We start from the raw sequence: 7,878 nt of genomic DNA on the forward strand, positions 1-7,878 counted from the left end.
GAGCCGCGCCAACCGATGCGCGATTCGCTCCGCTGCTGCCGGCAGAAGCTCTTCGAGGAACAAGCGATGGCTTTCCTGATAGTAGCGATCGAGATTGGCGAGAAGCCAATCCATGTGCCGCGGTTCGAGCTCGCCGCGATTGACCCAATTGTTCCCGCCCCAGAAGACGACGAAATCCGGTTCCAGACACTTCGCTTTGTCGATCAAGTCGAGCATTGCGAATTGATTGATATCGATCCGAGCCAAGTCGACGACCTCGAACCGCCCCGGATAGGCGGATTCGAGCCGGGTTCGAAGCATGCGCGCCGGAGTGACCGCCGGGTCGAAAAAATAGCCTCGCGCAACGGATTCGCCTATGAGCAGAATGCGAGTCTTACCGTCGGCTTTCGGCGGAATGAATTCGACATCGGCCCAGCATCGCCATTCCTCGAATCGCTCGATCTGCCGTGTCCAGCCGCCGTCGGCGGACGCCTTCCAGACGCCGATGGTTTTCGATTCGCTCGTTCGAACCGGCGCCTCGCACTTCTTTTCTGCGTCTATGCGCGAGCGCAGACGTTGCATGAGCGCCAAGCTCATCGCCCCTTCGCGACCGCGCAGATGTTTTGCGAGCTCCGTCGCGAGAAACTTCGTCCTGTCGAAATCTTCCACGAGACCGTCCTCGTTCACAGGAATGTGTAGACCGTATTGCTGACGCCCTCGAAACGCTCTGGGCGCGTGTTCGCAAACCATTCCGACCAGCGCTGCGGAACCGCTGTCTTATCGAGCAGAAATCCGCCGAGAACGAGACAATCCAAATCCGATCTGATGAAGCACAGGAGCGCTTCGAGCGGCGTGCAGACAACGGGCTCGCCTCGCATGTTGAACGAAGTATTCAGCAGGATGGGACAGCCGGTCAGGACGCCGAACGCTTCGATCAGCGCATGAAAGCGTGGATTTCGACCGGCTTCGACCGTTTGGATCCGCGCCGAGCCGTCGACATGCGTTATCGCCGGAAGGTCGAGCGCGGAAATGACGCGGCAGGTCTCCAACATGAAGGGGGATTCATGGTCGAGATCGAAATGCTCGGGCGTCCGCTCCAAAATCGTCGCAGGGGCGAAGGGGCGGAACGCTTCCCGCATCTTGACCGAGGCGTTGATGCGGTCACGCATTTCGGGGCGGCGGGGATCCGCCAAGATCGAGCGATTGCCGAGCGCGCGCGGCCCGAACTCCATGGCGCCTTGAAACCATCCGACGACCTGGCCATCGGCCAATCGCCGCGCGGCGGCCTGGATCAATCGCTCGACATCCGCGGTATAATTTTCGACAGGAACATGCCTGGCCGAAAACATCGCGCCGATCTCGCGATCGGTGAATGACGGCCCGAGATACACATGGTCGAGAGCTCGCCCAGATGAGCATCCGCCGTGACGCTCCGCATATGCGAGCGCGGCGGCGCCGAGAGCGCCTCCGGCGTCGCTCGAGGCAGGCTGCACGAACAGCCTCTCGAAAGGACCATCGCGCCGAATCCTGGCGTTGGCGACGCAATTCAGCGCCACCCCGCCGGCCATGCATAAATTCTCGCTCGGATAAAGTGTGTGGAGATGCGCGGCCTTTTCGAGAAGAAGCTCCTCGAGCACGATCTGCAGGCTCTTGGCGATGTCGGCATGGACATCCGTGAGTTCCGATTCTTTGCGACGCGGAGGATGCTCGAACAGCTCGACGAGCCTCTCCGAATACATTTTCTCTTCGCGCAGAAATGCAAAATATGAAAGGTCGAGCTCGAACGATCCGCCGTCGGAGCGACGCACCAGCTTTCTGATGTGCGGAACATATTTGTCCGAGCCGTAAGGCGCGAGCCCCATCACTTTGTACTCGCCGTCGTTCACCTCGAAGCCGAGATAGGCGGTGATCGCGCTGTAGAGGAGACCGATCGAATGCGGGAACGACACGTCGCCCAAGAGTTCGATCCTCGCGCCTTCGGCTTTGTAGAAGCTCAACGTCCGCCACTCGCCGACGCCGTCGGCCACCAGAATGGCGGCCTCTCGGAAACCGGAATAATGGTAGGCGCTCGCCGCATGGGAGAGGTGGTGGTCGTAAAAGAGAATCTCTCTTTCGAAACCGAGGCGCTCGCGAATGCTCTGCTCGGGCAGATGTGGATTGAGGCGATAGAGCGATTTCGGCGTGGCGATCGGGAGATCGGGCAATCCGAGCCATATGTTGCGACCGAGCTTCGCGTAAGGGTCCTCATAATAGGCCACGCATTCGACCTCGTCGATCGTGACATCGGCCCGATCGAGACAATAGCGAATGGCGTTGAGTGGAAGATCCGGGTCGTGCTTCTTACGCGTGAAGCGCTCTTCCTGAGCCGCTGCGACCAATCGGCCGTCGACCAGCAAAGCCGCCGCCGCGTCGTGATAGAAGGCCGATATGCCGAGGATGACGCTTTTGCTCATCGAGTTTCCCGTTTTCTCGCCTTCTCGGCGGCGCGATGTCTCATCCCTCCGACGAATCGATGCACAGGACGCGCGTAATCGCGCTGGCCAATACTGCGACGGGGTCGGATGGCTCGTCGAGCGCGCGCCAGGCGATGAAGCCGTCAGGGCGCACGAGCAATGCGCCGCCGGAGCCGATCGCGGTACGCGTGAGGAACGAATCGTCCTCCTCGATCAAATCGACGCCGATCTGAAACGCGGTCAACGGCGCGCCGCCCGTCGCTTCCGCCGCGCGCGACGCCGCGGCGATCCATGCCCCCCCGGACGGCCCGGCGAATAGCACGAGCCCCCGACCGACGATGTCGTGCGTCGAGATTCGCGCGCCGTCGCGAAGGAGAGCGACATGCGCGAGGCGTGAGCCGGGACGACCGCTCGGTCTCAAAGTGTCGTCCACGACGCGGCCGTCGTCGGGCTCCTCGAGGCAGATCGCCGAGGATCGGTATCGATAGCTCATGGCGACATCGAGATAGTTCACCCGGCCGCGCGCATCCGAGAGCTCTGCGCGATCGCCGCGTATGCGCTCGACATAATTCTCCGTCGCGCGCGCTATGGCGAGCTGCGCGACCGGACGTCGCTCGGGCTCATAGGTGTCGAGCAGGGCCGGACCGGCTTCGCCATGGATCGCCATCGCCAGCTTCCAGGCGATATCGGCTGCATCCTGAATCGCGGCCTGTCCGGCGAGCCCGCCGACCGGCGGCATGATATGCGCCGCATCCCCCGTGAGAAAGACGCGGCCGACCTGCATTCGCTCGGCGAGGAGCGCCGACATGCGCCAGGGAATGACGTCGAGAATCCGCACCTCGAGATCGGGCTGACCGAGCGCCGCCCGCACCACATGCTCGCAGCGCGCCGCATCGAAATCCGAAGGACTCTCACGATGCGGGTCGTATTCCACATTGAGCTGACCGCGATCTTGATCATCGCAGCTAACGAAAGCGCCCGTGAACTCCCGATTGCGAATATAACACAGCAGGAAGCCGCGGCCGGCCAGCGCGCGGGCGAGATCGGCTTCGAAAAGTATCGAAACCGCATGCGAGACGCCGTCCCGCCCGACCATTCCGACGCCGAGCGATTTTCGAATCTCGCTGCCGCTCCCGTCTGACGCGACGAGATAGTCCGCCAGGACGGTGGTTTCTCCTCCGTCGGACGCGTCGCGCAGCACGGCGCGAACGCCGTTTTCGTCCTGCGTGAAGGAAACGAGCTCTGTGCAAAAGCGAATATCGGCTCCGAGTTCGCGCGCGCGCCGAAGCAGGATCGGCTCGACCCGATCTTGGCCGGCGCTGCACATCCTCGCCGGCGATAGCCGACTCGTGTCCGACCACCCGGGCGCGCCGAGCGTTCGGATCGGCGGGTCGGTGAGGCTTTCCGCGATGATCGTCGTGTTGTCTCCGGGCGCCGCCCGGCTGGCCCGTTGCAGTTCGGATTCGAGCCCGGGAATCAATAGCAGCAGTTCGAGGCTGCGGAGATTGAGACCATGCGCTCGCGGGTGGCTCGACAGCGTCGAACGGCGCTCGACCAGGAGACAAGGGACGCCGCGAGACGAGAGCAGCAACGCCGTCGTCAGTCCAGAATATCCTGCGCCCGCGATCAGGACAGGCACGTGTCTGAGAGTCATGGTCGCAGCCTCTTTCGCATTGCGGGGGGAGTCCTATTTTTCCGCTCGGCTCCAGATGGTTCTCCACAGATCGACGTGCAGTCCTGCGAGATCGCGCAATTTCTCGAACGTCGGCCATGCGCGCTGCATCTCGGTCCCGTGGAGACGGCGCCAGAGCCATACGCCGCATGCCGCCTCTGGAACGATCAGGGACAGATAGGCGATCGCCGGCGAGTCGAGATGAAGTCCGAGAGCGACGAGCGGAACGCCGAATAGCCAGAGCGACGCGCTGTCCGCTTTCGCGACCGTGGTGAAGTCCCCTCGCGCCTGAGAAACCGCGCGCAGGACGTTGGTCGCGTAACGGAGCGGCAAGGACAGAGCGAGCGCCTGGATGAAGACCGACCACCATGGCCCCTGTTGACCATAAAGGCCTCCCAACGGGTCCCGGCACGCGATCAGAGCCGCGGCGAAGGGAAAGACGACGATCGCGCCGTGACGCCACAACGCTCTTATGATGGGGTCGTATTCGCGGCCATTTCGCTCCGGCAATCGATAAGCGAGATATCGCATGAGCGCCATGAAAGGCGCGAACACGAAAAGGATCAGCGTCTGGCCCGCGGCGTAGGAATTGATCCGTGCGATATGATATGTCCCGAGCCATGGCGCAGCGAATAGGCTGAGACAGACGAAGATCGCCGCCTGCATTGTCAGGATGCGCTGCGACTCCCACGCCGTGGAGCGGAGAAAACGCAGCGTCCAGGCGCGCTCCGGAACGACGAGCGACAGCGCGTTTCGTTGCGCGAGGACGCGCCAGCACCAGAAGGAGGAGAGGATCGCCACGAGCGAACCGCTGACGAAGCATCCCGCGAGTCCCATGCCCAGACCATTCATGAACAGGAGATTGCCGGCGATCTTCGCTATCGCCTCGATCAGCCTCCAACGGACGACCCTCGGTCCATCGGCCAATGCGTGAAGAACGAAAGCGGCTGTGCTGCCGAAGAATCGAAAGGGCGCCGCGAGCGCGAACCAGAACACGCTCACGCCGAGGGGACCGGCGATTTCGGCGTCGTGAAAGAGCCATCCGACCAAGCCGGGGTAGAAGGCGAGGCCGAACCCGCAACAGCAGAGGCCGGTTATCGATGCGACGATGAGGACCTGTGCGGTGACGCGGGGCGTGTCGCCGCTCCGCTCCGCCTGAGGGATCAGCGTCGATGCGACGGCGCCGATCGCCGCCATCAGCACGATGTCGACGATCGCCATGCGCGTCAGCATCACATAAGCGCCCGAGGCGCCGCCGCCGAGGCGTGCGACCATGACGATGTCGGCCTGCTGAGTCAGCTGAGCCACGCCGAGCGCCGAGAGCAGCGGCCAATATCCTCGCCAGAAGCTCTTGTCGACGACCGTCATCGCGGTATGGGGCTCCAGCCGGGGAAGTAGTCGAGGTCGAAGGTCGGCGTCACAAAATATCCGAACTCGCCCTCGGGAGCGGGAAGCGGCGTATCGAAGCGGACATGCTGAACCTGCTCGAGCCCGCAATAGACGCTATCGATCTTGGCGGCGACGACAGCCGCCCCGTCGAGCGAGCGGCTTCCTAGAATGAGCTGGCATTTGTCGGTGTCGCGGTCCAGCATCATCCATCGGGTCGCCGCCGCGGTCATGATCGGCAGGAGCTGCTCCTCTCCCAGCCGATCGCGAAACTCCGATTGCAGCAGCCATTCATAGACCCAGAGAAAGAAGCTCCAGCCGAACGTCAGCTTCCTCTCGATCGCCCATGCCATGAAGGGCATGTAGATATCGTGTCCGTCGGGCCCGGTGAAATCGAGCAGCCGCGGGCATGTGTCGAACAATGTATGCCAATAGGAACGAATGCTGATGTCGATTCGGACGAACGCGCGAGAGTCCTCCGGATAGGAGCCTTGCCGCGTCGGATTCCACAGATCGTCGTAGAGCTCCGCATCGATCCTAACCGGCGCAGTCGGCAAGGGATTCATGACGCTTTTCCTCCTCGCTGTCGAAAATGTCGTGCAGATTCTGCAGATCGCGGGATATCGAATCGTAATCGAGCTCGAAGTCGCGCTCATAGGTGATCGTCGCGCCGGGCTTGTCGAAGGCGCTTCGCATCCGTCTCAGGAAATCCAGCGTGTCGTCGGCCATTTCGCGGTCGTGCGAATCGACCTTGACGCGGGGCTCGATGTAGGCCGTGCCATATCCCGCGACGTGAAAATGCTGCGTCGATTCGATGATGTTTTTCCACATTTCGACCGGCGCGCCGGAGTTGTGTTGAGCGCAGATCGCATTGGACGCATCGAACAAGACGCCGACGCCGATGTCGCGACTGAGGCGCTCGTAGAACGCCGGCGCATCCCAGGCGCCGTCCATGATCGACGGATAATTCTCCAGATAGAGTCGCGTCCCCAGCATGTCCTGCCAGATCGCGGCCCGCTCCCGTAGCCGGTCGTATTCTTTGATGTAATCGACCTCGCCGAGGTGGAAGAGCTCCGTCCCGTCATGCACGAAATAGAGGACGTGGTCGGACACATAAATAGGCTTCATCTCTTCGATGAAGAAGCGAATTCGATCTCCGAATTTCTTCTAGGTTTCGAGATCGTTCTCGGCATATTTCGAGAGCATCATATGAAAGCCGACCGGGCAATCGAAGGCGTCGATCAGCTCCTGCGGCGGGAGATGAAGGAAATTATCGATCAGCAGCTCCACATAATCGATCTGGCGCGCCTTGATCATTTTCTGAACCATGCCGAGCGAGCCGGGCAGTGTGAAATTGAAGCCGATTTTCAATTCGCCCTCCATCCGAATGTCGGGATTTCGACAGTTTCCACCGATGACACGTCGGCGCGCGGCGCGTCCGCCGCAAATTCCGCCTGCTCGAGCCCATGAAAACGCCGCCCCCCGAAATCGGAGGACGGCGCCCGCGAGAACCAGATCAGCAGCCGGTCTTGCAGGTGTTGCACGAGCCGCACATCGCGGCGGCGCGACCGATGACCGGGAGGACCTTCTTCGTAGCGATCTTGATAGCCATCTGACTTCTCCATTGTGACGTTGATTATGGATCGACAATAAAAAGATTCACGTCTCTATACTGTCGTCTGCGCCGCTCGTAACGTCAAACCGAGCGGTATCTCAGAATCTTGCGGCCAGCGCATTCATAGAGCGCTCGCCATAATTGCCAACTGCACACATACATACGTTATGCGACGGCGCATTTATATGCAAATACTTGATAGTTAGCACAATAGTACATCTTTCGTGATGTATATACGTGCAAATACGACGACATACAGCGACGACGTCGCAGAAAAACAGCCATGTATACGCTCTCCTAAAAAACGCGTCGTCATACAACAGAACGGGCGAGCCGGCGCGAATCGGACATGCCGTGAAACAATTTTTTCGATTTGAGCCGCCTAGGAGAACAAACGTTCGGAACGGAGGCGGTGCCCCTCCGCTGGCCGGCGAGGTCGATCGATCGTCATTATCGCGAATGAGCCACGTCGCCGTCGGGGCGCGCCTTTTCGCGCCGACCGTCTCCCCGCCGGCGAGCGCTGCGGCGCTCGGTCGGTGCGACGCATCGCGAAGGCGAGTGTCGCGACGGCAGCCCCGGTCGTTCGAGGGCGATTGCGGCCATCCGTGCGCCTGCTCCGGCGCTCGCCCGTCCTTCCCCTCGCTCCCGCACTCGACAATCAGGGCTCCGAATTCGGGTTAACGAGCAGAGAGTTTTCAGCGTCATGGCCGCGCTTGTCGCACGGCTGTCCGGTTCAAGATAGGCATAGTATTATCTCGTATTGGCGTGGGTCC

Annotated in this window: 6 protein-coding genes and 1 pseudogene; 1 reads left to right on the forward strand and 6 read right to left on the reverse strand. The window is 61.4% G+C overall.

The window, feature by feature from the left end; translation table 11 throughout:
- Positions 1–15: 15 nt before the first annotated feature.
- Complete coding sequence (locus tag K3F48_RS12095; RefSeq protein WP_222575690.1) at positions 16–678, forward strand: hypothetical protein; 663 nt, start codon at positions 16–18, stop codon at positions 676–678.
- On the opposite strand, the gene K3F48_RS12100 is transcribed toward K3F48_RS12095, so the two are convergent.
- From K3F48_RS12100 to mbnA, 6 genes and pseudogenes are all read right to left on the reverse strand, one after another.
- Positions 663–2,432 (reverse strand): carbamoyltransferase N-terminal domain-containing protein, encoded by a 1,770-nt coding sequence (locus K3F48_RS12100; RefSeq protein ID WP_222575691.1) that lies wholly within the window; start codon positions 2,430–2,432, stop codon positions 663–665. The two genes, K3F48_RS12095 and K3F48_RS12100, sit on opposite strands and share 16 nt — an antisense overlap.
- Before the next feature lie 40 nt (positions 2,433–2,472).
- Positions 2,473–4,086 (reverse strand): methanobactin biosynthesis FAD monooxygenase MbnF, encoded by a 1,614-nt coding sequence (gene mbnF, locus K3F48_RS12105; protein ID WP_222575692.1) that lies wholly within the window; start codon positions 4,084–4,086, stop codon positions 2,473–2,475.
- Positions 4,087–4,119: 33 nt separating this feature from the next.
- Positions 4,120–5,472, reverse strand: a complete 1,353-nt coding sequence (gene mbnM, locus K3F48_RS12110) for a multi antimicrobial extrusion protein MatE (RefSeq protein WP_222575693.1) — start codon at positions 5,470–5,472, stop codon at positions 4,120–4,122.
- Positions 5,469–6,056 carry a methanobactin biosynthesis protein MbnC gene (gene mbnC / locus K3F48_RS12115; RefSeq protein ID WP_222575694.1) on the reverse strand — a complete coding sequence of 196 codons (588 nt, stop codon included), beginning with the start codon at positions 6,054–6,056 and terminating at the stop codon, positions 5,469–5,471. The genes mbnM and mbnC overlap by 4 nt, the downstream gene beginning before the upstream one ends.
- Positions 6,028–6,861, reverse strand: a pseudogene (gene mbnB, locus K3F48_RS12120) (methanobactin biosynthesis protein MbnB). Before mbnB ends, mbnC begins: the two are co-directional and overlap by 29 nt.
- A 145-nt stretch (positions 6,862–7,006) precedes the next feature.
- Complete coding sequence (gene mbnA / locus K3F48_RS12125) at positions 7,007–7,102, reverse strand: methanobactin (RefSeq protein WP_255608890.1); 96 nt, start codon at positions 7,100–7,102, stop codon at positions 7,007–7,009.
- Between the last annotated feature and the right edge of the window lie 776 nt (positions 7,103–7,878).

This window comes from Methylosinus sp. Sm6 (genome assembly GCF_019802345.1).
Classification (GTDB): Bacteria; Pseudomonadota; Alphaproteobacteria; order Rhizobiales; family Beijerinckiaceae; genus Methylosinus.